This window comes from Pseudomonas sp. CFSAN084952, from assembly GCF_009648855.1.
GTDB lineage: Bacteria > Pseudomonadota > Gammaproteobacteria > Pseudomonadales > Pseudomonadaceae > Aquipseudomonas > Aquipseudomonas paracarnis.
Window position 1 is genome coordinate 4,088,386 of sequence record NZ_CP045767.1, and the last position, 25,815, is coordinate 4,114,200.

At 59.9% G+C, this 25,815-nt stretch carries 25 protein-coding genes; 10 read left to right on the forward strand and 15 right to left on the reverse strand.

Annotated features, from left to right (window positions below; genetic code table 11):
- Nucleotides 1–311: 311 nt before the first annotated feature.
- The gene (fadD2, locus tag GH769_RS18575; protein ID WP_032902772.1) at nucleotides 312–2,000 is read right to left on the reverse strand and encodes a long-chain-fatty-acid--CoA ligase FadD2; all 1,689 of its coding nucleotides are present in this window, start codon (nucleotides 1,998–2,000) and stop codon (nucleotides 312–314) included.
- A gap of 219 nt (nucleotides 2,001–2,219) precedes the next feature.
- On the opposite strand from fadD2, the gene GH769_RS18580 reads away from it, so the two are divergent.
- Together GH769_RS18580 and GH769_RS18585 are read left to right on the forward strand one after the other, a co-directional pair.
- Nucleotides 2,220–3,164: an alpha/beta hydrolase gene (locus GH769_RS18580; RefSeq protein WP_032902770.1), complete on the forward strand. Its 945-nt coding sequence runs from the start codon at nucleotides 2,220–2,222 to the stop codon at nucleotides 3,162–3,164.
- A 56-nt stretch (nucleotides 3,165–3,220) separates the two neighbouring features.
- Entirely contained in the window at nucleotides 3,221–3,691 is a 471-nt protein-coding gene (locus GH769_RS18585) for a MaoC family dehydratase (RefSeq protein WP_003193747.1), read from the forward strand.
- Between the two features lie 134 nt (nucleotides 3,692–3,825).
- Here the strand turns inward: GH769_RS18585 and GH769_RS18590 are convergent, their stop codons facing one another.
- Complete coding sequence (locus GH769_RS18590) at nucleotides 3,826–4,293, reverse strand: PA2169 family four-helix-bundle protein (RefSeq protein WP_020303130.1); 468 nt, start codon at nucleotides 4,291–4,293, stop codon at nucleotides 3,826–3,828.
- Nucleotides 4,294–4,497: 204 nt separating this feature from the next.
- Here GH769_RS18590 and GH769_RS18595 point away from each other — a divergent pair, with 204 nt between their 5' ends.
- Nucleotides 4,498–4,734: a DUF3820 family protein gene (locus tag GH769_RS18595; RefSeq protein ID WP_008056784.1), complete on the forward strand. Its 237-nt coding sequence runs from the start codon at nucleotides 4,498–4,500 to the stop codon at nucleotides 4,732–4,734.
- Between the two features lie 11 nt (nucleotides 4,735–4,745).
- Nucleotides 4,746–5,921: an aminotransferase class V-fold PLP-dependent enzyme gene (locus tag GH769_RS18600; protein ID WP_032902769.1), complete on the forward strand. Its 1,176-nt coding sequence runs from the start codon at nucleotides 4,746–4,748 to the stop codon at nucleotides 5,919–5,921.
- Nucleotides 5,922–6,126: 205 nt separating this feature from the next.
- On the opposite strand, the gene GH769_RS18605 is transcribed toward GH769_RS18600, so the two are convergent.
- The 3 genes from GH769_RS18605 to zwf are packed head-to-tail and all read right to left on the reverse strand — an operon-like array spanning nucleotide 6,127 to nucleotide 8,976.
- Nucleotides 6,127–6,792 carry a bifunctional 4-hydroxy-2-oxoglutarate aldolase/2-dehydro-3-deoxy-phosphogluconate aldolase gene (locus tag GH769_RS18605; RefSeq protein ID WP_019819350.1) on the reverse strand — a complete coding sequence of 222 codons (666 nt, stop codon included), beginning with the start codon at nucleotides 6,790–6,792 and terminating at the stop codon, nucleotides 6,127–6,129.
- 17 nt (nucleotides 6,793–6,809) lie between these two features.
- A complete protein-coding gene (gene pgl, locus GH769_RS18610; RefSeq protein WP_032902768.1) occupies nucleotides 6,810–7,523 on the reverse strand; it encodes a 6-phosphogluconolactonase in 714 nt (237 codons plus the stop codon).
- On the reverse strand, nucleotides 7,510–8,976 hold the full coding sequence (zwf, locus tag GH769_RS18615; RefSeq protein WP_014719663.1) for a glucose-6-phosphate dehydrogenase: 1,467 nt from the start codon (nucleotides 8,974–8,976) through the stop codon (nucleotides 7,510–7,512). The genes pgl and zwf overlap by 14 nt, the downstream gene beginning before the upstream one ends.
- A 220-nt stretch (nucleotides 8,977–9,196) precedes the next feature.
- Between zwf and GH769_RS18620 the strand changes: the two genes are divergently transcribed.
- The gene (locus GH769_RS18620) at nucleotides 9,197–10,057 is read left to right on the forward strand and encodes a MurR/RpiR family transcriptional regulator (RefSeq protein WP_169856377.1); all 861 of its coding nucleotides are present in this window, start codon (nucleotides 9,197–9,199) and stop codon (nucleotides 10,055–10,057) included.
- A 113-nt stretch (nucleotides 10,058–10,170) separates the two neighbouring features.
- Here GH769_RS18620 and GH769_RS18625 read toward each other — a convergent pair whose 3' ends face one another.
- The 10 genes from GH769_RS18625 to GH769_RS18670 form a co-directional block, all read right to left on the reverse strand.
- The gene (locus GH769_RS18625; protein WP_032902786.1) at nucleotides 10,171–11,016 is read right to left on the reverse strand and encodes a D-hexose-6-phosphate mutarotase; all 846 of its coding nucleotides are present in this window, start codon (nucleotides 11,014–11,016) and stop codon (nucleotides 10,171–10,173) included.
- A gap of 97 nt (nucleotides 11,017–11,113) precedes the next feature.
- Nucleotides 11,114–12,460: a carbohydrate porin gene (locus tag GH769_RS18630; protein WP_032902767.1), complete on the reverse strand. Its 1,347-nt coding sequence runs from the start codon at nucleotides 12,458–12,460 to the stop codon at nucleotides 11,114–11,116.
- Nucleotides 12,461–12,545: 85 nt separating this feature from the next.
- Nucleotides 12,546–13,706: an ABC transporter ATP-binding protein gene (locus GH769_RS18635; RefSeq protein WP_014719666.1), complete on the reverse strand. Its 1,161-nt coding sequence runs from the start codon at nucleotides 13,704–13,706 to the stop codon at nucleotides 12,546–12,548.
- A 2-nt stretch (nucleotides 13,707–13,708) separates the two neighbouring features.
- Nucleotides 13,709–14,554, reverse strand: coding sequence for a carbohydrate ABC transporter permease (locus GH769_RS18640; protein ID WP_003193763.1), 846 nt, complete (start codon nucleotides 14,552–14,554; stop codon nucleotides 13,709–13,711).
- Nucleotides 14,547–15,455 (reverse strand): carbohydrate ABC transporter permease, encoded by a 909-nt coding sequence (locus GH769_RS18645; protein WP_003193765.1) that lies wholly within the window; start codon nucleotides 15,453–15,455, stop codon nucleotides 14,547–14,549. The genes GH769_RS18640 and GH769_RS18645 overlap by 8 nt, the downstream gene beginning before the upstream one ends.
- Nucleotides 15,456–15,624: 169 nt before the next feature.
- Nucleotides 15,625–16,911, reverse strand: coding sequence for an ABC transporter substrate-binding protein (locus GH769_RS18650; protein WP_003193767.1), 1,287 nt, complete (start codon nucleotides 16,909–16,911; stop codon nucleotides 15,625–15,627).
- A gap of 104 nt (nucleotides 16,912–17,015) precedes the next feature.
- A complete protein-coding gene (locus GH769_RS18655) occupies nucleotides 17,016–18,275 on the reverse strand; it encodes an AGE family epimerase/isomerase (protein WP_014719667.1) in 1,260 nt (419 codons plus the stop codon).
- Nucleotides 18,276–18,423: 148 nt separating this feature from the next.
- Nucleotides 18,424–19,248 carry a hypothetical protein gene (locus tag GH769_RS18660; protein ID WP_020303134.1) on the reverse strand — a complete coding sequence of 275 codons (825 nt, stop codon included), beginning with the start codon at nucleotides 19,246–19,248 and terminating at the stop codon, nucleotides 18,424–18,426.
- Nucleotides 19,249–19,375: 127 nt separating this feature from the next.
- Nucleotides 19,376–20,374, reverse strand: a complete 999-nt coding sequence (locus GH769_RS18665; RefSeq protein ID WP_032902766.1) for an NAD(P)-dependent oxidoreductase — start codon at nucleotides 20,372–20,374, stop codon at nucleotides 19,376–19,378.
- A 52-nt stretch (nucleotides 20,375–20,426) separates the two neighbouring features.
- Nucleotides 20,427–21,320 carry a LysR family transcriptional regulator ArgP gene (locus GH769_RS18670; protein WP_003193773.1) on the reverse strand — a complete coding sequence of 298 codons (894 nt, stop codon included), beginning with the start codon at nucleotides 21,318–21,320 and terminating at the stop codon, nucleotides 20,427–20,429.
- A 97-nt stretch (nucleotides 21,321–21,417) separates the two neighbouring features.
- Here GH769_RS18670 and GH769_RS18675 point away from each other — a divergent pair, with 97 nt between their 5' ends.
- The 5 genes from GH769_RS18675 (at nucleotide 21,418) to GH769_RS18695 (ending at nucleotide 25,777) form a co-directional block, all read left to right on the forward strand.
- On the forward strand, nucleotides 21,418–21,819 hold the full coding sequence (locus tag GH769_RS18675; protein WP_014719670.1) for an ACT domain-containing protein: 402 nt from the start codon (nucleotides 21,418–21,420) through the stop codon (nucleotides 21,817–21,819).
- 5 nt (nucleotides 21,820–21,824) lie between these two features.
- Nucleotides 21,825–22,424, forward strand: a complete 600-nt coding sequence (locus tag GH769_RS18680; protein WP_014719671.1) for a LysE/ArgO family amino acid transporter — start codon at nucleotides 21,825–21,827, stop codon at nucleotides 22,422–22,424.
- Nucleotides 22,425–22,602: 178 nt separating this feature from the next.
- Complete coding sequence (locus GH769_RS18685; RefSeq protein WP_014719672.1) at nucleotides 22,603–23,199, forward strand: superoxide dismutase; 597 nt, start codon at nucleotides 22,603–22,605, stop codon at nucleotides 23,197–23,199.
- A gap of 152 nt (nucleotides 23,200–23,351) precedes the next feature.
- Nucleotides 23,352–23,540, forward strand: coding sequence for a hypothetical protein (locus GH769_RS18690; protein WP_032902765.1), 189 nt, complete (start codon nucleotides 23,352–23,354; stop codon nucleotides 23,538–23,540).
- A 185-nt stretch (nucleotides 23,541–23,725) separates the two neighbouring features.
- On the forward strand, nucleotides 23,726–25,777 hold the full coding sequence (locus GH769_RS18695) for a bifunctional diguanylate cyclase/phosphodiesterase (RefSeq protein WP_014719673.1): 2,052 nt from the start codon (nucleotides 23,726–23,728) through the stop codon (nucleotides 25,775–25,777).
- The last annotated feature ends 38 nt before the right edge of the window (nucleotides 25,778–25,815 follow it).

A 25,815-nucleotide genomic window follows, 5' to 3' on the forward strand; every position in this document is an offset into this window, starting at 1 on the left:
TGAGTCTGGCGCTTTCAAGCAGGCCTAGAAGTCACAAAGCGCGCCGAGAGTAGCAGCTTTGCCAAGGGCCGCCTAGAGCCAAAAGAGGGCCCTACAGTCATAAACATGACTCAAGAATATCTAATGGTCACTTTTAGAGCAAAAATTCTATAACGCCAGAAATGGCTCTAGAACAAGCTCTCAAGGGTGCTATATGACAATGTGGGAGCTGGCTTGCCTGCGATAGCGGTGGATCAGTCAATTCAACAGGTGACTGAAACACCGCTATCGCCGGCAAGCCAGCTCCCACATTTTTTGTACCCGGTTTCAACTCAAGCGATGTCGCGCAGCTCGCGGCGCAAAATTTTGCCCACAGGCGTCATCGGCAACGACTCCCTCAACACAATATGCTTGGGCACCTTGTAGCCGGTGAAGTTGGCCTTGCAGTACGCCTTCAGCTCCTCGAGGCTCACCCCCTGGGCCCGTGCCACCACGAACAGCTTCACCGCCTCCCCCGTGCGCTCGTCCGGCACGCCGATCACGGCGCAGTTGGCCACGGCCGGGTGGGCCATGATCACGTCTTCGATTTCGTTGGGGTACACGTTGAAACCCGAGACGATGATCAAATCCTTCTTGCGATCCACAATACTGATGTAGCCATCGGTGTCGATCACCGCAATGTCACCGGTCTTCAACCAGCCATCGGCGTCCAGGGTTTCGGCGGTGGCGGCCGGTTGCTGCCAGTAGCCCTTCATCACTTGCGGGCCCTGGATGCACAGCTCGCCGCGCTCGCCCAACGGCAGTTCTTGCCCCAGGTCATCCACGACCCTCATCGCCGTACCCGGCACCGGGATGCCCACGGTACCCAGGCGCGACAGGCCGCCGTAGGGGTTGGTACTGGCCACTGGCGAGGTTTCGGTGAGGCCGTAGCCTTCGCCGATGGCGCAACCGGTCAGCGCCTTCCAGCGTTCCGCCGTGGCCTTGACCAGGGCGGTGCCGCCGGAGTTGGTGATCTTCAGGTGGGAGAAATCCAGGTTCTTGAAATCCGGGTGGTCCATCAGCGCCACAAACAGCGTGTTCAGCCCCAACAGGCCGGAGAACTGCCACTGCTTGAGCTCCTTGATAAACCCGCCGATGTCCCGTGGGTTGGTGATCAGCACGTTGTGGTTGCCGGAGACCATCATGCACATGCAATTGGCCGTGAATGCATAGATGTGGTACAGCGGCAGCGGTGCAATCATCACCTCCTGCCCTTCCTTGATCAGCGGATGGCCGTCGTCGCCCAGTTGCGACATGCACGCCCGCACCTGCTGCATATTCGCCACCAGGTTGCCGTGGGTGAGCATCGCGCCCTTGGCCAGGCCGGTGGTGCCGCCGGTGTATTGCAGCACGGCGACGTCGTCCAGGGTCACCGGATGGCGCGTCACCCCAAGGCCCGCGCCCATGCGCAGGGCGCGCTTGAACGACACTGCTCGCGGCAGGTGGTAGGCCGGAACCATCTTCTTCACCTTGTCGACCACGGTGTTGACCAGCCAGCCTTTGGCGGCGGGCATGAAATCGCCCATCCTGGCTTCGATCAGGTAGTCGATCTCGGTGTCGGTGCATACCTCCTGCACCCGCGAACCGAACAGGTTGAGGTAGACCAGCGCGCGCACACCGGCGTCCTTGAACTGGTGGCGCATCTCGCGCGGGGTATACAGCGGGTTGGTGTTGACCACGATCAGCCCGGCGCGCAGTGCGCCGAACACCGCCACCGGGTAATGCAGCACGTTGGGCAGCTGCACCGCGATGCGCTCGCCGGGCTTGAGGTCGGTGTGCTGCTGCAGGTAACCGGCAAACGCCGCACTCTGGCGTTCAAGTTCTGCGTAGGTGAGGGTAATGCCCATGCTGCTGAATGCCGGACGGTCGGCAAAGGTCTTGCAGGAACGCTCGAACACCTCGATCACCGACTTGTAGGTGCTGAGGTCGATGGCATTGGGGACTCCCGCCGCGCGTTTGTCATTCCAGAAATCAGGTTGCATTATTCTTGTCCTCTTTACCTGAGTGTGTCCGGCCGCTGCCATGCAGATGTGCAGCAATAAGAAGCGGAGCTTTGGGGAAGTTAGCAGCTATGGCCAAACAGGCAAGACGCTGAACTGTGTCATTGATTGTATGAATCTTGTACCTAAGGCGTAGGCAGATACCCCGCCCCACGCCGGATGAGCTATACAATGCAACCACCCTGAGCAAAGGAAGCCGCCATGAACCACAGCACCTTCTGGCTGACCGCGAACGACCACACCCGTCTGTACGTCAACCAATGGCTGCCCGACGGGCCACCCAGGGCCGTGGTGATGATCTCCCATGGCATGGCCGAGCATGGCGGCCGCTATGCGCGCCTGGCGCAGGCATTGTGTGCAGCAGGCCTGGGTGTGTATGCGCTGGACCAGCGCGGGCATGGCCGCACTGCAGAGGCCGGCACTATTGGGCTATATGCTGAAACGGATGGCTGGAACAAAGTAGTGGGCGATCTGGCCAGCCTCAATCAGCACATCGGCCAACAGCATCCCGGGCTGCCGATCATCCTGCTGGGCCACAGCATGGGCAGCTATATCTCCCAGGCGTACTTGCTGCATCACAGTGCCAGCTTGCATGGCGCAATACTCAGCGGCTCGAATTTCCAGCCGGTGGCCCTCTACCGTGCAGCGCAAATCATCGCGCGCATCGAGCGAGCGCGCCAAGGCCTGCGAGGGCGCAGTGCGTTGATCGACTTCCTGTCGTTCGGCTCATTCAACAAAGCCTTCAAGCCCAACCGCACCAAATTCGACTGGCTCAGCCGCGACCCGGTTGAAGTGGATAACTACATCAACGACCCACTCTGTGGCTTTCGTTGCACCAATCAACTGTGGATCGACCTGCTGGGCGGCTTGCAGCAGATCAGCAAAGTCTCCAACCTGGCGCAGATCGATCCTGGCCTGCCGATCCTGGTGATGGGCGGCGATTGTGATCCGGTGAGTGAAGGCAAGCGTCTCAAGGACCTGGCCCACGCCCTGCGTGAAGCCGGTTGCCAGGACGTGCAATTGACGCTCTACCCGCAGGCGCGCCATGAAGTGTTCAACGAAACCAACCGCGATGAAGTCACCGCCGACCTGCTGGCCTGGCTCGACCAGGCGCTGGCGTTGCGCAGGCCCACCCGCTGCGAATAGTTTTTGCTTTAAAATCAGCCGATTAATTACCGTTAAGCCACAGGATGCACCTTGAGATGACCCAGGTAACCAACACCCCGTACGAAGCGCTTGAAGTGGGCCAGACTGCCAGCTTCAGCAAAACCGTCGAAGAGCGCGATATCCAGCTGTTCGCCGCCATGTCGGGTGACCACAACCCGGTGCACCTGGACGCTGAATACGCCAAGGCGACCATGTTCAAGGAGCGGATTGCCCACGGCATGTTCAGCGGTGCACTGATCAGCGCCGCGGTGGCCTGCGAGCTGCCTGGGCCGGGCACGATTTACATCGGCCAGCAGATGACCTTTCAGAAGCCGGTGAAGATCGGCGACACCCTGACCGTGCGCTTGGAAATCCTCGAGAAACTGCCGAAGTTTCGCGTGCGCATTGCCACTCGGGTGTTCAACCAGCGCGATGAGTTGGTGGTAGATGGCGAGGCAGAGATTCTGGCACCGCGTAAGCAGCAAGTCGTGACCTTGACCGAATTGCCGCCGATCAGCATCGGCTGACATTCACGCAGTACCAATGTGGGAGGGGGCTTGCCCCCCGATAGCGCAAGTCAAGTCACAGCTGCAGTGACTGATACTCCGCCATCGGGGGCAAGCCCCCTCCCACATTCTTCAGAACATTTCCAACAAAGGGCTTACGACTGAGCGCGAGCCTGGTTACGCAGGGCTTTTACCTGGTCGTGGTTGCGCTGTACACCGTGGTACTGACGCTCAACCAAGTCACGAATGCCCACCAGGTTGTGCTTGTTGATCTTCTCGATCGCTTCCTTGTAAGCCTTCAGTGCGTGGTCTTCACCGCGCTCGGCTTCGTTCAGTACGGCCTCTTCATCCTTGCCAGTGACCATCGACTTCACGTCGACCCAGCCACGGTGCAGGGCGCCGGCCATGCTGCCGGAATCCTCAGGATCGCCACCCAAGGCACGCACAGCCGTTTTCAGTTCTTCGGCAGCGGTACCGCAATCAACGGCACGCTTGGCAAACAGTGCCTTGAGTTCTGGATGCTTGATGTCTTCAGCGCATTCCTTGAAACCCTTTTGGCCGTCGATGCTGGTCTCGATCAGGTCGTTCAGTACGGAGATCGATTCTTTGTTGATATCAGTCATTTTTCAATTCCTTGTACGGGTTAGAAGGTTGACTTGGTTATTGCAGCGCCCGTGCCAGGTTTTCAAAAATTATTTTTATGATTGATTTCAATAAGTTACGAATTATTGAACCATCTGTATCTTGGTTATTTGCATGATCTGTCATTTGGCCTTCATGCAGAATGCCTGTATTTTCGAAAGCCTGGCCTGAACCCTGCGACGCTCATGAATCCCGAAAAACTCGAACTGCTCATCACCCGCCAAATGCCCTTCGGCAAATACAAAGGCCGGATCATTGCCGACCTGCCTGGGCCCTACCTGAATTGGTTCGCCCGTGAAGGTTTCCCCCACGGGGAACTGGGCGGTTTACTGGCCTTGATGCAGGAGATCGACCACAACGGCCTGTCCGAATTGCTCGAACCGCTGCGCGCCAAACACGGTAAACCTGCCCCCCGCCACTAAAGAGATTCGCCTTGCCAAGGGATGCTGATAACGAAGCGCACTGGCACGCCATCGCCCAGCGCTATGAATGTGAGCCCGGCCCGATCAACCTGGAAAACGGCTACTTCGGGCGTATGAGCCGGGCGGTGCAGGCCCAGTACCTTGAGCACATCAGCTTTATCAACCGCAGCAACGCGGTGCATGTGCGCCAGCGCTTTGAGCAGGGTGAAAACAACGAGTTACGCCGCCAGTTGGCCGGGTTGATTGACGTCGACCCGGAGTCGGTCGCGTTTACCCGTAACGCCACCGAAGCCTTGCAGTCGCTGATCCGCAACTACAACCGCCTGCAACCGGGCGACCAAGTGCTGATCAGCGATCTGGAATACGACACGGTCAAAGGCGCCATGCGCTGGCTGGCAGCGACTCGCGGCGTGGAAGTGATAGAGGTGGCCCACACCCACCCGGCCAGTTTCGACAGCCTGGTGCACACTTACCACGACGCCTTCGCGCAGTACCCGCGCCTGAAGCTCATGGCCTTGACCCATGTAACCCATCGCACCGGGCTGGTCATGCCGGTTGCGGCCATTGCCAAGGCCGCACGCGAACGCGCAATCGACGTGATCCTCGACGGCGCCCACGCCTTGGGCCAGGTCGAATTCAACCTGGCCGAACTGGGCATTCAGTTCGCAGGCTTCAACCTGCATAAATGGATCGGCGCACCGCTGACCCTGGGCTTTTTGTACATCGCACCGGAGCGCCTGGCCGATATCGACCCGGACATGGGTGAGTTCCACTACCCGACCACGGATGTACGAGCGCGTACGTCCTACAGCACGCCGAACTTCCCAGCACTAATGACCTTGCCCCTGGTGTTTGAAGAGCATCGGCAATTGGGTGGCGCCGCGGCCAAGGGCGCACGCGTCAATCACCTGCGCAACCTGTGGGTGAACCAGGTACGGCCGTTGGCGGGAATTGAAGTGCTGACTTCGGATGACCCACGACTGTATTGCGGGATCACCGCCTTCAAGTTCATCGGGCGTGATCAGCAGACGATGGCGGACAGGTTGCTCAAGGAGCACAGCCTGTTCACCACTACGCGCACGGGGGCGGCGTTTGGCACCTGTATTCGGGTGACGCCCGGGTTGGTGACGTCAGCGGCGGACATCAATGCGCTGGTCCACGCAATCACCAGACTAAACACCGATTAAAATTGTGGGAGCTGGCTTGCCTGCGATAACGGTGTATCAGCCAAAGATGGGCTAACTGATAAATAGCTATCGCAGGCAAGCCAGCTCCCACCTTCAGAGCGGCGATGTGCTTGAGGTTTTTCTACAGGCAAAAAAAAGCGGCACACCGACCAAGTGCGCCGCAAAAATGCCGTTAAGCACAGCAACAACGATTCGATAAATCCGTTCAGTCCAGCAGCGCCAGCGCCTGGGCAGTGACTTCCTGGATACGCGCCCAGTCGCCGTTCTTGACCCACTCCGGATCCAGCATCCAGCTGCCCCCCACGCACATCACGTTTTTCAACGCCATGTAGCTCTTGATGTTGGCTGGGCCAACACCGCCAGTCGGGCAGAATTTGACTTCGCCGAATGGGCCGCCGAGCGCCTTGATGGCAGCAACACCACCGCTGACTTCAGCCGGGAACAGTTTGAAGCGGCGATAACCCAGGCCGTAGCCTTCCATGATGCCGGAGGCGTTGCTGATGCCCGGCAGCAGCGGGATCGGGCTGTGCACCGAGGCTTCCAGCAGGTCGCGGGTGATGCCAGGGGTGACGATAAATTGCGAGCCCGCCACTTCGGCCGCTTCGAGCATGTGACGATCGAGCACGGTACCGGCACCGGTGCACAGCTCAGGACGTTGCTCGCGCAAGACCTGAATGGCCTTGAGGCCGAACTCGGAACGCAGGGTCACTTCCAGCGCGGTCAAACCGCCAGCGGCCAGGGCGTCGGCCAACGGCAGGATGTCCTGTTCGCGGGCGATGGTGATCACCGGCAGGATCCGCGCCTTGGCGCAGAGGCTGTCGATCAAGGCAACTTTATCCGCCATGGACACGGTCGATTGGGGGCTTTTCATAGCGGCTGATCCTTGGCTCATGGGCACCAGTAAATCTCTAGAGTAGGTTGCAAAAACGCGCGAATCGGCATGGCAGCAACATCGTTGCTGGCCAGGGCGGCGCTCAAGGTGGTCAATTTCGAACTGCCGGAAATCGACAGCACGGTGTAGTTGGCCGTCGCCAACAGCGCGCGACTCATGGTCAGGCGCTGGTGCGGCACGGTCGGTGCCAGCATCGGCCAGCAACGGCGGGTACCGTCGGGCTTCAGGGCTTCAGCCAGGTTGGGACTGTTGGGGAACAGCGAGGCAGTGTGACCGTCATCGCCCATGCCCAGCACCAGCACATCAATGGCAGGCAGCTCGGCCAGCAGGCGATCGGCCTGCTCGGCAGCGTCTTCAAGGTTGGCGGCAGGGCTGTACAGGCTCAAGAACTTCGCCTTGGCCGCCGGGCCTTGCAGCAAGTGTTGCTTCAACAAGCCGGCATTGCTGTCCGCGTGTTCGACCGGCACCCAGCGCTCATCGGCCAGGGTGATGATGACCTTGGACCAGTCCAGGCCCTGCTTGGCCAGGTTCTGGAAAAACGCCACGGGGCTGCGGCCACCGGACACCACCAACGTCGCCTCGCCACGGGCACTGATGGCCGCGCGCAGTTGTTCGGCCACGTCATTGGCAAGGCCATCGGCCAGCAGCGCAGGCGTACGGTACTCATGGGCAGTGACGCCCTGAGGCAGTTTCAATTCAGATATCGCCATACCACGACCTCCCATCCCGCGTAATCAGTGCAATGGAGCTCATCGGCCCCCAGGACCCCGCCGCATACGGCTTAGGCGCATCACCGGATTTTTTCCACCCGGCGATCAACTGGTCACACCACTTCCACGCGGCTTCGATTTCATCTTTGCGAACAAACAGGTTCTGATTGCCGCGCATCACTTCCAGCAACAATCGCTCGTAGGCATCGGGGATGCGTGCGCTGCGATAGGTGTCGGAAAAATTCAATTGCAGTGGCCCGCTGCGCAGTTGCATGCCTTTGTCCAGGCCCTGTTCCTTGGTCATCACACGCAGGGAAATACCTTCGTCCGGCTGCAGGCGGATGATCAGCTTGTTGCTGATCTGCAAGCGCTGCTCGGGGGCGAAGATATAGTGGGATGGTTCCTTGAAATGGATGACGATCTGCGACAGCTTTTGCGGCATGCGCTTGCCGGTACGCAGGTAGAACGGCACCCCGGCCCAACGCCAGTTGCGGATATCGGCACGCAGGGCGACGAAGGTTTCGGTGTCGCTCTGGGTGTTGGAATTGTCTTCTTCCAGGTAACCCGGCACGGCTTTACCAGCGCTGTAGCCGGCGATGTACTGGCCACGGACTACTTGGGTGGTCAGGCCTTCGGGGCTGATCGGCGCCAGGGCCTTGAGCACCTTGACCTTCTCGTCACGGATGCTGTCGGCGGACAGGTCGGCCGGCGGGTCCATGGCAATCAGGCACAGCAGCTGCAACAGGTGGTTCTGGATCATGTCGCGCAGCTGGCCGGCCTTGTCGAAGTAACCCCAACGGCCTTCGATGCCGACCTGCTCGGCCACGGTGATTTCCACGTGGGAGATGTAGTTCTGGTTCCACTGGGTTTCGAACAGGCTGTTGGCGAAACGCAGGGCAATCAGGTTCTGCACCGTCTCTTTGCCCAGGTAGTGGTCGATGCGGTAGGTGCGGTTTTCCGGGAAAAACTGCGCCACGGCGTCGTTGACCTTGCGCGATGACTCCAGGTCCGAACCGATGGGTTTTTCCAGCACTACGCGGGTATTTTCCGCCAGGCCAACCTTGGACAGGTTTTCGCAGATCGCGCCGTACACCGCCGCCGGGGTGGCGAAGTAGGCAATCAGGCGTTGATCGCTGCCGGCTTTTTCGGCCAGGGCAACGTAGTCGTCAGCCTTCATGAAGTCGACATGCACATACGAAAGGCGCGCGAGGAAACGCTGGGCCACGGCCTCGTCGAGTTCCTTGCCGACGTATTTACGCAATTCTTTTTCGATATGGGCCAGGTGTTGCTGCTCGGAGCCGGCTTCACGGGCCAGGGCCAGGATGCGTGTGTCGTCGTGCAGCAACCCGGCGCCATCGAGTTGATAAAGGGCAGGAAATAACTTGCGCAGCGCCAGATCACCCAAGGCGCCAAACAGGGCAAAGGTGCAGGGTTCCACGGTTATCGAAGGCATGATGTTTGTTCTTTTATCAAGTTAAGCTACAAATACCTTTTTTCAAGGCATCACTCAAGGAAAAATGTAGTAATAACCACAACATTTTCCCGAAATACGCATTGCGAGTGGTGGTGTTCAGCTACCCTCAGTAGGATAGGCCACCGCGAAAAGCCACTCATCGATTGGTTGCCGCCTTTTTATTTGCATCGTCGCCCGAAGGAAAGACTGAATGGACCGCGTGCGAAATCTTCTGGAACAGATCCGGAACCGCCTCGAAGAATTGAACAAGGCCGAGCGCAAAGTCGCTGAAGTGATCCTGCTCAACCCGCAGCAGGCCACACGCTTCTCGATCGCCGCCCTCGCCCAGGCCGCCTCGGTCAGTGAACCGACGGTCAACCGCTTCTGCCGTTCGTTCGGTGTCAGCGGTTACCCTGAACTCAAATTGCAGTTGGCGCAAAGCCTGGCCAGTGGCGCCGCGTATGTCAGCCGCGCCGTGGAGGCCGATGATAACCCCGAGGCCTACACCCAGAAGATCTTTGGCAGCGCCATTGCCTCCTTGGACAGTGCCTGCCAGGCCCTGGACCCGGCGCTGATCAGCAAGGCCGTGGACTTGTTGATCCAGGCACGGCAGATCCACTTCTTTGGCCTCGGCGCTTCAGCCCCGGTGGCCATGGATGCGTTGCACAAGTTCTTCCGCTTCAACCTGGCAGTGACCGCCCACGCCGACGTGCTGATGCAACGCATGATCGCCTCGGTGGCGCACACCGGTGAGTTGTTCGTGATCATTTCCTACACCGGCCGTACCCGCGAACTGGTGGAAGTGGCGCGTATCGCTCGGGAAAACGGTGCGTCGGTGCTGGGCGTGACCGCCGAAAACTCGCCGCTGGCCAAAGCCAGTACGGTGAGCCTGAACATCCCGCTGCCGGAAGACACGGATATCTACATGCCGATGACTTCTCGGATTATCCAATTGACGGTATTGGACGTGTTGGCAACGGGTATGACCCTGCGTCGCGGAGTGGATTTCCAGCCGCATTTGCGCAAGATCAAAGAGAGCTTGAATGACAGCCGATATCCGGTGGGGGATGAGTTCAACTAGCAGGCAGCTCTACCAGCAGTACCGGCGCTATCGCAGGCAAGCCAGCTCCCACATTTGGAATGCATTCCCCTGTGGGAGCTGGCTTGCCTGCGATAGCGCCATCAGCCACACCGCTAAACCGCTGCCCTGGCCTGCAAACTCAAATGCGCCCTCTCCCCCGGCGCCAGGCTCGCCGCCGCCATCGCCGCCTCCACACACACAAACCCCGACGCTTCGTTAAAGCTCACGCCCAACAGCGGCCGGCTGCCCGGGTGCCACACCACCGTGTCGGCGCTGTCGCCGGTGTCGATGCACAGTTCACGCTGCCAGGCGTGGTCCTTGAGCTGCAGTTCGCCCTCATGCTGGAACACCCGCTGGCATCCGCCATCGACCCGCAATTCGCCTTCCTGCTGGCAAACCTGGCGATTGAGCTGGTCATAACCCTGCGCCCCTTCGAGCCCAGACAGCGCTACCTCGTCAACGTGACCAATACGCCAGTAAGCGTGCAATGCATGGCTCAACTGGCACGGCAGCTCGTCGTGATGCTCGGTGCTCAGGCGCAGTTCCAGGGTTTCGCCCAAGTGTGCGTGCAAGTCCACTTGCCAGTCGCACAGTTGCAATTGCCAGTGCAGGCGCACGCCGTCATCGTCAGTGCTGCTATCGAGCAGTTTCCAGTCGATCAAGCGGGCCCAACCGTGGGAAGGCCAGGCATTTTCGCTGGGGTGACGGCCATACCACGGCCAGCACACCGGTACGCCACCACGGATAGCCCCGACTTGCGGCCATTTGGCGGCACACCACAGCCACGGCTTTTGGCCGGTGGGTTGAAAGTGCAGCAATTGCGCACCCTGGCGACTGAACACCGCCTGGCACAGCGGATGGTCGATCACCAACACATCGCGCATCTGAAAGCGCTCCCAGGCGAACACCGGACGCTCGCGCAGGGATTTGAAAAAGCGTTGCAGCGGTTGCTCGTGCATGTGCCAGGTCCCGAATATCACAGTGCCACGCAAAAAAAAGCGGATAGCCATGGCTACCCGCAAATGCGCACAGAGAGAGGAGCTTATCGCAACAGCGTTAGAACGTAGACTGAATTTTCAGGCCCGCTACCAGCGCGTTGTCGACTTTATCCACGCCGCCAGGCTGGACAACGTACTGCAGGTTCGGACGCACAGTCAGCCAGTTGGTGACGTGGAAACCGTAGTTGAGTTCGACGTTGTACTCAGTCTCACGAATCGGCGTGTACAGCGGATTGTCGTAGTCGCTCACGCCCCTGGCGTCGTTGAGCAGCTCCGAGTTTTTCTTCACATCATTGTTGACATGCAGGCGAGCGACGCCAATGCCGACGTCATCTTTTGGACGCGCGTCGAATGGGCCTTTGTACACGAGCATCAACGACTGGTAGTTGTCGACCAGGTTGGTTTCCTTGTCATGGAAGGTCGCGTTGGCGGCAATGTTCAAACCACGGGAAGCGTCGCCGTTATGGGTGGTGAGTTGCTGTTGCGCAACGAACCAGTAGCCTTTCTTGCTGCTGCGGGTACGGAAGTCGGCGCCGCTGAGGACCGCATCGTTACCGTTGACGTCTTCACGTACATCCGGAGCATCGGCCGCACTTTTATAGAAACCCACACGGTATTCGCCCGGCAGGTTATTAACCTTCGGCGACCAGACCAATTCCACCGGAATCACGGTGCCCTTGGTACCACTGCCGCTGAGTTTGAAGCCGTTGCCGTGCTCCAGCTGCGACGGGTTCTGGTTGTAGGCACCGATTTGCGCATACAGCTCAGGCGTGATGTTGTATTTCACGCGGATAGCGGCCTGGGCGACCGGCCAGTTGTACCAGGTATTGACGTAGTTACCGACCTGGGAGCCGCAGAACGACAGGTTCTGGAAGTCGCAAGGGAAGGTGTTGAAGTCTTCGCCTTCACCGAAGTAACCGAGCTTCACGTCCAGCTTGTTGTCGAACATCTGGTGCTGAATCCAGAACTGGGTCAAACGCACCATATGGCCACGGCCATACACTTCTTGCGACGAACTCAAGGTGCCGGCACGCGGATCGCCAATGCGGTCATTGGAGATATTTTCGCCATTACGGTTGGTCAACTGGATCTTGGCCTGGGTGTTATCCCAGCCCCACAGTTTTTGCAGGTCCAGTGCCACGCCCAGACCGAACTGGTCGGAGTAACGACCGGTCTTGTCGTCGTTGTAGCCGCCGTGGGCGTTGTAGCCCATCTCGCCCACGTAGTCGGCCTTGATGTCGATACCTTGCTCGATCAGCTTGGTACGCTCGCCGCCCCAATCGCCGGTCATCCACTTGGAATCAGCGCTGAATGCATCGGCCGCCATCGCATTGGCGGACAATACAAGGGCTGCTGCCGCTGACAGTTGGCAGATCAGCCGGGTGTTGTTGTGTTGCTTTTTCATCCCTACATCCTCGTCTTTATTGTTATTAAACTGTTTTTATCTAACGCGGGTTACATTTTTTAATTAAAACAATCACTTATCTTGCTTAACGGCCCTTGAACTGGGTCACATTGTCGGCATGCCCCTGTGCCGGCAATGAAGCCACTGCGCCCAACCGCTCACCGGTCTTGGCGTCAAACAGCAATACCTTGGCCGGGTCGAACTGCAAGGTCAGGGTCTCGCCCACTTGCGGTGCCACGTCCGGCGCCAAACGGCAGCAGACCTTGGTGTCGTTGAGCTGCACAAACACCAGGGTGTCCGGGCCGGTCGGCTCGGTGACCTGGACTTCGGCACGAATGCTCGACGAGCCATTACCCTCGCCCGCTGCCAGCACGATCTGCTCCGGGCGCAGGCCCAGGATCACATCGCGGTCTTCCAGCCCGGCGTCATTCATGCCCAACGCCAACTCGCAACGGGCCTGGCCACTGTCGAGCACCGCCACCAGATCACCGTTCTGGCGTTTTAGGCGCATGGGAACGAAGTTCATCGGTGGTGAACCGATAAAGCTTGCCACAAACAGGTTGGCAGGGTCGTTGTAAATTTCTTTTGGCGTGCCGAATTGCTGGATGATCCCGTCCTTCATCACCGCCACTTTGTCGCCCAGGGTCATCGCTTCGATCTGGTCGTGGGTCACGTAGACGGTGGTGGTTTTCAGACGCTGGTGCATCAGCTTCATTTCGGTACGCATCTCGACGCGCAGCTTGGCGTCGAGGTTGGACAGCGGTTCGTCGAACAGGTAGATCTTCGGCCGGCGCGCCAGGGCACGGCCCATGGCCACGCGCTGTTGCTGGCCACCGGACAACTGGCCCGGCTTGCGGTTGAGCAGGTGTTCGATCTGCAGCAACTTGGCCACGCGCGCCACTTCGGCGTCGATGTCGGCTTGCGGCATCTTGCGGATCTTGAGGCCGAACTCGATGTTCTCGCGCACGCTCATGGTCGGGTACAGCGCGTAGGACTGGAACACCATGGCGATGTCACGGTCCTTGGGGCTCATGCCGCTCACGTCTTGATCACCGATCATGATCGCGCCGCCGGTGATGGTCTCAAGGCCAGCGATGCAGTTCATCAGCGTGGATTTACCACAGCCCGACGGGCCGACCAGGATGAGGAACTCGCCTTCCTTGATCGACAGTTCGATGTTCTTCAAGGTGTCGGGCAGGCCGGCGCCATAGGTCTTGTTTACATTGCGAAGTTCAAGCGTAGCCATGATTACCCCTTGACCGCGCCAGCCGTAAGGCCGCGCACGAAATACTTGCCTGCGATCACATAGACCAGCAGGGTCGGCAGCCCGGCGATCATCGCCGCCGCCATATCCACGTTATATTCCTTGGCCCCGGTACTGGTGTTGACCAGGTTGTTCAGCGCCACCGTGATGGGCTGGGAGTCGCCACTGGAGAACACCACGCCGAACAGGAAGTCGTTCCAGATCTGGGTGAACTGCCAGATCAGGCAGACCATGATGATCGGCGTCGACATCGGCAGGATGATCCGGCGGAAGATGGTGAAGAACCCCGCTCCGTCCAGGCGTGCGGCCTTGATCAGCGCATCCGGGATGCTCACGTAGTAGTTACGGAAGAACAGCGTGGTGAACGCCAGGCCGTAGACCACGTGGATAAACACCAGGCCGGTGGTGGTGCTGGCCAGGCCCATCTTGCCGAGGGTGAACGACGCGGGCAGCAACACGGTCTGGAACGGCAGGAAGCAGCCGAACAGCAACAGGCCAAAGAACAGCTGCGAACCGCGGAAGCGCCAGAACGACAGCACGTAGCCGTTCAAGGCGCCGATAGCGGTAGAGATCAGCACAGCAGGAACGGTGATCTTGATCGAGTTCCAGAAGTAGCCATCCACGGTGGCCCAGGCTTTCACCCAGCCGATGCCGCTGACCACGGTGGGCCAGCTCAGCAGGTTACCGGTGCTGATGTCTTCCGGGGTCTTGAAGCTGGTGAGCAGCATCACCACCAGCGGCACCAGGTACAGCAGCACCGCCAGGATCAGCACCGCGTAGATCGCGATGCGGCTCAGGCTGATGGCAGGTTTGGCGGCGAGACTAGTCATTACGCTTGGTCCTCAGCTCGGAATACAGGTACGGCACGATGATCGCGAGGATCGCACCGAGCATCAGGATTGCACTGGCCGAGCCCATGCCCATCTGGCCGCGACTGAAGGTGAACGAGTACATGAACATCGCCGGCAGGTCGGACGAGTAGCCCGGGCCGCCTGCAGTCATTGCCGCCACCAGGTCGAAGCTCTTGATCGCAATGTGCGCCAGGATCATCACCGCACTGAAGAACACCGGACGCAGGCTGGGCAGCACCACGCTCCAGTAGATACGCGGCAGGCTCGCGCCGTCGATCTGCGCAGCGCGGATGATCGACTGATCAACACCGCGCAGGCCGGCGAGGAACATCGCCATGATAAAGCCGGAGGCTTGCCACACAGCGGCAATCACCAGGCAGTAGACCACGCGGTCCGGGTCGATCAGCCAATCGAGACGGAAGCCTTCCCAGCCCCAGTCCCGCAGGAGTTTGTCCAGGCCCATGCCCGGGTTGAGCAACCATTTCCAGGCGGTACCGGTGACGATCATGGAGAGCGCCATCGGGTACAGGTAAATGGTGCGGATAAAGCCTTCGCGGCGGATTTTCTGGTCGAGGAAAATCGCCAGCAGCACGCCGATCACCAGGGTGATACCGATGAACATGCCGCCGAACACGGCCAGGTTCTTGCTCGCCACCCACCAGCGGTCGTTGTCGAACAGCCGCTGATACTGCGCCAGGCCCGCCCATTTGTAGCTGGGCAGGAAGGTCGAGGTGGTGAACGACAGCACGAACGTCCACAGGATGTAGCCATAAAAGCCCACCAGCACGATGAACATGCTCGGCGCCAGCACCAGTTTAGGGAGCCAGCGCTGCAGCACATCGAATGGCGAGGCCTTGCTGAACACAGCAACAGAACTCATGGGAAAATCCAGTACAGGGAAAAAGGACTACAGCCTGCAGGAACCCGCCTTTGTGGCGAGGGAGCTTGCTCCCGCTCGGCTGCGCAGCAGACGCTGTCTTTGGGGGCGCTTCGCGCCCCAGCGGGAGCAAGCTCCCTCGCCACAGCAAGCCGGGTTCCTACATAGGGTGTTACTTGGCCGACTTGATCGCCGCGCCAAGCTTCTTGGCCGTGTCGGCCGGGTCGGCTTTCGGGTCGTTGATGAAGTTGGTCACGACATCAAAGAACGCACCCTGTACCGCCAGGGTCGTGGCCATGTTGTGCGCCATGCTTGGCTGCAGGCCGCCAGTCTTGGCGTCGGCCAGGAAGTCCTTGGCGGCGGTCTGGGCGCAGGAATCAAAGCCGTAGGATTCCATCTTGGTCAGCATGTCGTTACGCACAGGGATCGAGCCCTTGTTGATGCTGAACACCTTCTGGAAGTTTTCACCCAGCACCACTTTGGCGATGTCCTGCTGGCCCGCGGCAGTGCCTTTGTCTTTCTGCTTGAACACCGCCAGGGAGTCGATGTTGTAGGTGAAGGCTTTATCAGTGCCCGGGAACGCTACGCACTCATAATCCTTGCCGGCGACTTTCTTGGCCGCAGTCCATTCGGACTTGGCCCAGTCACCCATGATCTGCATGCCGGCCTTGCCGTTGATGACCTTGCCAGCCTCCAGGTTCCAGTCCTGGCCCTTGCCGTCGACGTCCATGTAGGTCGCGACTTTCTTCAGTTCAGTGAGGGCCTTGACCATTTCCGGGCCGGTCAATGCGCCGTTATCCAGGTCGACCAGGGCTTTCTTGTAGCCATCGGCGCCCATCACCGAGAGCACCACCGCTTCGAACACGGTGCTGTCCTGCCAAGGCTGGCCGCCGTGGGCGAGCGCAATGAAGCCTGCAGCCTTGAGCTTGTCGCCCGCTGCATAGAATTCTTCGAGGGTGGTTGGGTTCTTGGTGATGCCGGCTTTCTTGAAGACTTCCGGGTTGATCCACAGCCAGTTCACGCGGTGGATATTCACCGGCACTGCCACGTAGTCACCGTCGTATTTCACGGTGTCGGAGACTTTCTTGTCGAGCAGCGAATCCCATTTTTCTTCTTTGGCGACGTCTTTGAGCACGTCGGTGTCGAGCAGGCCAGTCGACGCCCATTCCTGGATGTCGGGGCCTTTGATCTGGGCAACGCCTGGCGGGTTACCAGCAACCGCGCGGCTTTTGAGCACGGTCATGGCAGTGGCGCCACCGCCGCCTGCTACAGCACCGTCTTTCCAGGTAAAGCCGTCTTTCTCAACTTGGGCCTTCAGGACATCCACAGCCGCTTTTTCACCGCCGGAGGTCCACCAATGCACCACTTCCACCGTACCTTTGGAGTCGGCGGCAAATGCACTGAGGGGGAACAACGAGGCAATGGAAATAGCGACGGCGAGGCGATTAATCGCGTTCATCTGAGTACCTTTTCTTGTTGTTATGCATGCAAGTCTAGAGCTTGCGCTGCACGGAGTTTAAACATGGATTTTCAGGGCGCAGGTAACAAAGGGACGCACAAATGTCACCACTTGGTGACATAGCATCCGCCGCCCAATGCACTGGCCAAGCTGGGTGCCAAGGGCAGTGCAGGCAGCACTACCGCTTGCCAGGCATGGTACAGGTCAGGTTTACCGCCCCAGATATTACTGCTGGGTTGGTTGTGCGGGCTGAGTTCGTGGTGCCAACTGCCCTGGAGCCGGTCGATGAAGTGGGTTTCGCAAAACTCCCAGAAACGTCGGTACCAGGTTTCGTAATGCAGCTCACCGGTACGTTTGAGCAGCGCCTGAGCAGCGGCGCTGGCTTCGGCATGGGTCCAGTGCAGGCGCTCGCGTACTACCGGGCGTTGGTTCCAATCCAAAGTGTAGACAAGGCCCGGCGCACCATCCACCGCCCAGGCGTACTCGCAGGCACTGGCGAACAGGCCTTTGGCGTCGCTCACCAGCCAGTCCGGCGTGGCCAGCTTGGCCTCAAGGCGCGCAGCTTCCAGGTGCAGCAGCAACCGCGCCCATTCAAAACCATGGCCTGGGGTGATGCCGTAAGGGCGAAAGCCATCGGAAGGGTTGTCTTGGTTGTAACCGAGCAACGGCTTCCAGTGCGTATCGAAATGTTCGATGACCATGAACTGGTTGCCAGCGGCATGAGTATGGATCACCCGTTCAACGATGCGCAGCGCACGGTCCAGCCAACGTGTATCACCACTGACATCGGCCAATGCCAGGAAAGCTTCGGTGGCGTGCATGTTGCTGTTGGCGCCACGGTAGGCTTCGACGCCGCTCCAGTCTCGGGCAAAGGATTCGAGCATGACGCCCTCCTCTTCGCTCCAGAAGAACTGGTCGATGATATGGACGGCGTCGTTCATTAATGTGCGCGCACCCGGCGCGCCGGCCACTACGGCAGAGCTGGCGGCAAGGGCCACGAAGGCGTGCAGGTAGGCGGCCTTGCCGGTGTTGCCATCAGCCGCCTGGGGCGCGGCGAACCAGCCACCGTGCTCACTGTCACGCAGCGGGCCGCTGAGCGCTGCCACACCGTGCGCCACCAGCTCGGCATAACCCGGCAACCCCATGGCATGGGCCATGGCAAAGCTGTGGGTCATGCGCGCGGTGTTCATGGTTTCGGCGCGGGCAGTGGCCGGCAACTGGCCTTTATCGTCGAGGTTGCCGAAACCGTCCGGCAGGCGCGATGCCTTGGCGAACGCCAACAGGCGCTGGCCTTCTGCGGCGAGCCAAGCGTGATGGGCAGGTGCATTCAGCCAACTGCTGGCAGGCAGTGGATGGGTGGTCATGGGTGGCCCTTATTGTTTTTTTGGGATGACCGGAGTCTAAACAAGGGCGCGGGATGGGCAAGTAACGAAGGGGAGAAGAAATGTCACCGAGCGGTGACAATCCATGTAGGAGCGAGCTTGTTCGCTCCTACAGAGGACGATTTCGCGTTCATTGACCCAGTGGTGTGGCCGCAGCAGGCGCATTGAGACGCTGATTCAAGTTCTGCACCTGGCTCTGCAAGGTGGTGATATTGCGCGTGGTCTGGATGCGGAACACGTCGAATTCCTTGTTGGTCGGCGCGTCGATATTGGCCGGCTGGTTTTCCTGAGCGCTCTTGAGCACCAGCAAGTCCTGCTCGAGACGGGCGATGGCCGCGCTAGGGTTGCCTTGTTTCTTCAAGGCCGCCACATCGGTGACCAGACCCTTGGTCTCGGCCTGTGCTGCCGTGAGGCTGGCGACAGCGTCAGTAAGGGCCTGCACCTGGCCTTGCAGCTTGGTATTGGCCGCTGTCAGTTCGGCGGTGCTGGCACTCATCTGGGCCAGGCGGCTGTCCAGTTCGGTGGCTTGACCCGCGACGCCCAACTGTTGCTTGCCCTGTTCCTGCAACTGGGCTTCGAGTTGCTTGATCTGCAGCTTCAACGCTTCGCTGCCGTTGTTCACATTGGCTTCGCTGGCCACGACCTTGCCGGAAATCGCCTGCAGGCGCCCCGCCGCTTCCTCGCTGATGCGGGCAAAGCTTTCCTGGGTGGCAACCAACTGCTGGCCCATCAGGGAGATCTGCTGGAAGCTCCACCAGGCCAGGCCTGCAAAGGCAATCAACAGCGCGCCGACCAGTGCCCACAACGGGCCAGTGCTGGCGCTCTTGACCTTGACCACAGGCGTCGTTCGCGAACGCACCGACGTCGCAGGGGTCGGCACGAAATCATCGTCATCCCCAAGGTCGGCCCGCAGGCTGGGAACGTTGTCGAAGTCGTCTTTAGCATCGTTACGCATGAATCTACCCTGAATCAATGAGATGGCTGGCTGCAAAGCCGAGCGGCAGGAGTATAAACCGCACTCCCGGCGCATGGATCGACTCGGAACCTGGAATTGGGTTCCCGAAGTGTTGCTGCTTATGAGCTTATTGGCGGCCCGGGTCCTGGGCTTTCCACCAGCTGCAGAACTCGTCGAGCGCGGCCCACAGGCTGACTTTGGGCTCGTAGTCGAGATAATGCCTGGCGCGGCTGATGTCGAGGGTGAAATCTTTGTTCATCACCTGCATGCCCAGGCGCGACAACGCCGGCTCCGGCCGCCCCGGCCACATCGCGCAGAAGGCTTCATTCAGGGCCGCCACGCTGTAGGCCGCACCGTAGGAGCGGTAACGGGTCACCTGGGGCAGCTCCATTTGCCGCATCACGTAGTTCACCACATCCCAGATCGGCACCGGTGCGCCGTTGCTGATGTTGTAGGCTTTTCCCAGGGCCGAGCCAGTGGCGAGCAAACTGCTGAGCAGCGCCTCGTTAAGGTTATGCACGCTGGTGAAGTCGACTTTGTTCAAGCCGTCGCCGACGATCGCCAGGCGGTTCTTGCGCTGCATTTTCAGCAGGCGCGGGAAGATGCTCATATCGCCGGCCCCGGTAACAAATCGTGGGCGCAGGGCTATCACTTCCAGGCCGAACTCTTGGGCGCCAAAGACCTTCTGCTCAGCCAGGTATTTGGTGGCGGCATAGGGATGCTTGAAACGCTTGGGCACTTGTTCTTCGGTGAGCCCCAGATGGTCGCGACCGTCAAAGTAGATCGACGGCGACGACAGGTGCACCAGGCGCCCGACGCGCTGTTTCAGGCAGGCCTCGACGACGTTTTCGGTGACCAGCACATTGTTCTGGTGGAAGTCCTGGTACTTGCCCCACAGCCCGACGGCGCCGGCGCAATGCACCACGGCTTCGACATCGCGGCACAGGTCGCGCACCAGGTCGGCATCATTCAAGTCACCCTGGATAAACTCGGCACCGCGCCGTACCAGGTGCTCCACACCCTCGGCGCGCCGCCCGTTGACCCGCACGTCCAGGCCTTGTTCAAGGGCGAAGCGCGCAAAGCGCCCGCCAATGAAGCCGCTTGCGCCGGTGACCAGAATTTTCATGTCGTACTCCGTGTTCTTTCGTTTTTCATCGCTCTTGCCTTGACGCGCGCCATCACTCCAACGGCACCAACCAATGACCACACACATCGGCCAGATGGTCGGTCAGCAAGCCCAACAGTTGCCCGCCACTGCGCCAATGATGCCAGTACAGCGGCACATCGATGGGCTTATCTGGCAATAACTCGACCAGCACGCCGGTTTCCAACTGGTCACGCACCTGTAATTCAGGCACCAAGCCCCAGCCCAGGCCGGCTTCTGTCAGGCGGATAAAGCCTTCGGATGACGGGCATAGATGGTGTTCGAAACCACCGTCCACTCCTAGGGACGCCAGGTAGCGGTGCTGCAGGAAATCATCCGGGCCGAACACCAGCGCAGGCGTGCGCGCCAATTGGTCAGCCCGCACGCCCCCAGGAAAATGCCGCGCCAGAAAGGCCGGGCTGGCCAGGGCCCGATAACGCATGGCGCCCAGCAACAGGCTGCGGGCACCGGCCACGGGACGCTCGCTGGCGCAAATGCAGGCCGCCACTTCACCGGCGCGCATGCGCTTGAGGCCCACGGTCTGGTCTTCGACCACCAGGTCCAGCAGCAAATGCTGTTCGGCGCAGAAGTCGCTGACCGCCTCGGCCCACCAAGTGGCGAGGCTGTCGGCATTCAGGGCAATGCGCAGACGCTCGGGCATGCCCTCCTCGTCCAGGGCCGGCACCTGGCTTTGCAGGTCACGCTCCAGCAAGCGCACCTGTTGCACATGGTTGAGCAAGCGCCGGCCGATATCGGTGGGCGTCGGCGGCGAGGCGCGTATCAACACCGGCTGGCCAATGCGCGCTTCCAATAGCTTGATGCGTTGAGAGATGGCTGATTGCGACAGCCCCAGCACCTGGGCACCGCGCTCAAAGCCGGCTTGTTCCACCACCGCCGCCAGGGCAGAAAGCAATTTATAGTCGAACATCAGTTTCTCTAATGAGCGATCAGCAATATTGGTTTTTCTTATACAGGCTCTCCCGTGAAAATGACCAGCATTGCTTCCCCACTTAAGGAAACCTCACATGGCTGGCGAAACCGCCCTGACCACTTTATTGCGCAGCATGAGCCCGCAGTTGAATGACGGCGACTATGTGTTCTGCACCCTTCCCGACAACCGTATCCCTGCGGGCTGCGAGGTCATCGGCAGTTTTCGTGAACAGGAAGGGCTGACGGTGATTGTCGAACGACAACAGGCCGAACAGGCTGGGTTGAGCTTCGACTATCTTGCCGCCTGGATCACCCTGAATGTGCATTCCGCCCTTGAAGCCGTGGGCCTGACCGCCGCCTTCGCCAGCGCGCTGGGCCAAGCCGGTATCAGTTGCAACGTGATTGCCGGCTACTACCACGACCACCTGTTCGTCGGCCGCGCCGATGCCCAGCGGGCCATGGACGTATTGCGACAATTGGCAGCGAACGCGGAGTAAACCCTATGTGGCAAAGCTATGTGAACGGATTGCTGGTCGCTCTCGGCCTGATCATGGCGATCGGCACCCAAAATGCCTTTGTATTGGCACAAAGCCTGCGCCGCGAACATCATTTACCGGTGGCGGCGCTGTGCATCGTGTGCGATGCGATTTTAGTAGCCGCCGGGGTATTCGGGCTGGCCACCGTGCTGGCGCAAAGCCCGATACTGCTGGCGGTGGCACGCTGGGGCGGCGCAGCGTTCTTGCTTTGGTACGGCGCATGCGCGCTACGCAGGGCCTGCTCGAAACAGAGCCTGGACCAAAGCGACAGCCTCAAGACACGCTCAATGCGCGCCGTGCTGCTGAGCGCCTTGGCAGTCACCTTGCTCAACCCCCATGTCTACCTGGACACCGTCCTGCTGATCGGCTCCCTGGGCGCGCAACAAACCGAACCGGGTGCTTATGTAGCCGGAGCAGCCAGTGCCTCGTTCCTGTGGTTCTCCACCCTGGCGCTGGGCGCGGCATGGCTGGCACCCTGGTTGGCACGCCCGGCCACCTGGCGCCTGCTGGACCTGCTGGTCGCGGTAATGATGTTCTGGGTGGCCTATCAACTGATCAGCGCCTGAGCAATATTCCAAAACGCTCTGGAACCTCTATCCCACACAGTTGTTGCGTGGTTATGCCGCACCCCCGGTGCTATGATCAGCCCCCTGCGCCGCAAAGAGTACAAACTCCCCGGCGCATGTTTGGCCGCCCGTGATCGGCCTTGCGCTCACCGCAACTGACCTGATTAGGAGAATCATCATGGCTTTCGAATTGCCGCCGCTGCCCTACGCACACGATGCCCTGCAGCCGCACATCTCCAAGGAAACCTTGGAGTACCACCACGACAAGCACCACAACACCTATGTCGTGAACCTGAACAACCTGGTGCCCGGCACCGAGTTCGAAGGCAAGACCCTGGAAGAGATCGTCAAGTCTTCCTCGGGCGGTATCTTCAACAACGCCGCTCAGGTCTGGAACCACACCTTCTACTGGAACTGCCTGGCGCCAAACGCCGGCGGTCAACCAACCGGCGCGCTGGCTGAAGCCATCAACGCTGCGTTCGGTTCGTTCGACAAGTTCAAAGAAGAGTTCACCAAGACTTCGGTTGGCACCTTCGGTTCCGGTTGGGGCTGGCTGGTGAAAAAGGCTGACGGTTCCCTGGCCCTGGCCAGCACCATCGGCGCCGGCAACCCGCTGACCAACGGCGACACCCCGCTGCTGACCTGCGACGTGTGGGAACACGCCTACTACATCGACTACCGCAACGTGCGTCCAAAGTATGTGGAAGCGTTCTGGAACCTGGTCAACTGGAAGTTCGTGGCTGAGCAGTTCGAAGGCAAGGCCTTCACTGCCTAAGCGATGCTTGCAGTAGGAAAAGCCCGGCGATTGCCGGGCTTTTTTTTGGGCGACGAGTGTGGATCGGCCGAAAAAATGGAACTCATTGAGACGAACCGGCCACGTAGTCGAAGAGAGGAATACACCTCTCGTCCAACGCAGGAGAGTCAACTATGGAACCAGCTTCGATGATGGCCGCCGCCGGCGCCGCCGCCTCGGTGGCACTGCCCATTGCAGGAAAAGCGGCCGAGATGGGAATGGATCTACTCAAGGACGTGATTGACCGTGTCACGGACGGAGCCCAAGGCGGCCAACTGGGCGCGGATCCACAGTCATCTGCCCCACCACAGATTAATTTTTAATCAAGCAACCACTTGCCCCCCCGCAAGGCAACATTCACGGCGGATTCCATCCGCCGTTTTCCTGCCCACCGTCGCTGCAAAGCGCCACCCCCCTTCCCACAGTAATGTCCCTTTGACTGCCCTCCCCAGATTGCCAATACTCATGGCATATTGACGGCCACCCGCATGAGACAAGGAATGCCCCTTTGAAGCTGGAACTCAAGAACAGCTTGTCGGTGAAGTTGCTACGGGTTGTGCTGCTGTCGGCCTTGATCGTGGGTGTGGCGCTGAGCGTGGCGCAGATCGTTTTTGATGCCTACAAGACACGCCAGGCCGTGGCGGGCGATGCCCAGCGCATCCTCGACATGTTTCGCGACCCCTCGACCCAGGCCGTGTACAGCCTGGATCGCGAGATGGGCATGCAGGTGATCGAAGGTCTGTTCCAGGACGATGCTGTGCGCATGGCCTCTATCGGCCATCCCAACGAGACCATGTTGGCGGAAAAAAGCCGCCCTTTACAGCGGTCCCCCAGCCGCTGGCTGACCGACCTGATTCTTGGCCAGGAACGATCCTTTACTACCGCGTTAGTCGGCAAGGGCCCCTACAGCGAATATTACGGCGACCTGAGCATCACCCTCGACACCGCCACCTATGGCCGAAGTTTTCTGGTCAGCTCGGTCATCATCTTTATCTCGGGCGTATTGCGCGCCCTGGTCATGGGGCTGGTGCTGTACCTGGTGTATCACTGGATGCTGACCAAACCGCTGTCGCGGATGCTCCAACACCTGACCTCGATCAACCCGGACCGCCCCAGCGAGCACAAGATCCCTCAGCTCAAGGGTCATGAACGCAACGAACTGGGACAGTGGATAAACACCGCCAACCAATTGCTCGAATCCATTGAGCGCAATACCCACCTGCGCCACGAGGCCGAGTCCAGCCTGTTGCGCATGGCCCAGTACGACTTCCTGACCGGCCTGCCGAACCGCCAGAAGTTGCAGGCGCAGCTGGACAAGATCCTAACGGACGCTGGCCGCCGGCAACGCCGTGTCGCGGTGTTATGCGTGGGGCTGGATGACTTCAAGAGCGTCAACGAGCAATTCACCTACCAGGCCGGCGACAAACTCTTGCTGGCCCTGGCCGACCGCCTGCGCGCCCATAGTGGCCGCCTGGGCACGCTCGCCCGCCTGGGCGGCGACCAGTTCGCCTTGGTGCAAGCCGATATCGACCAGCCCTACGAGGCCGCCGAACTGGCACAAAGCATCCTCGATGACCTGGAGGCTGAATTCGCCCTCGACCACGACCTGATCCGCCTGCGCGCCACCATCGGCATCACGCTGTTTCCGGAAGATGGCGACAGCACCGAGAAGTTGCTGCAAAAAGCCGAGCAGACCATGACCCTGGCCAAGAGCCGCTCGCGCAACCGCTATCAGTTTTATATCGCCAGCGTCGACAGCGAAATGCGCCGGCGCCGTGAACTGGAGAAAGACCTGCGCGATGCCCTGAGCCGCGAGCAGTTCCACCTGGTGTACCAACCGCAAATCAGCTATCGCGACCATCAGGTGGTCGGCGTGGAGGCCCTGCTGCGCTGGCAACACCCGGAACATGGGCTGGTACCGCCGGACTTGTTTATCCCGCTGGCGGAACAGAACGGCACCATCATTCCCATTGGCGAATGGGTGCTGGACCAAGCATGCCGGCAATTGCGCGAATGGCATGACCAGGGTTTCACGGCGCTGCGCATGGCCGTCAACCTGTCCACGGTGCAACTGCACCACACCGAGTTGCCGAGGGTGGTCAACAACCTGATGCAGATCTATCGCCTGCCGCCACGCAGCCTGGAGCTGGAAGTCACCGAGACCGGCCTGATGGAAGACATTAGCACCGCCGCCCAGCATCTGCTGAGCCTGCGTCGCTCCGGGGCGCTGATCGCCATTGATGACTTCGGCACCGGCTATTCCTCCCTGAGTTACCTCAAAAGCCTTCCACTGGACAAGATCAAGATCGACAAGAGCTTCGTCCAGGACCTGCAGGACGACGACGATGACGCAACCATCGTGCGCGCCATTATCCAATTGGGTAAAAGCCTGGGCATGCAGGTGATTGCCGAAGGGGTGGAGACCGCCGAACAGGAGGCCTACATCATCTCCGAGGGGTGCCATGAAGGGCAGGGTTATCACTACAGCAAACCGCTGCAGGCCCGGGAGTTGACGGCTTATCTGAAGCAGTCCGAACGTAATAACGCCGTGAGTCTTTGAATTTACACTTCGATACTCAATATTTCCCGCGTATAAGC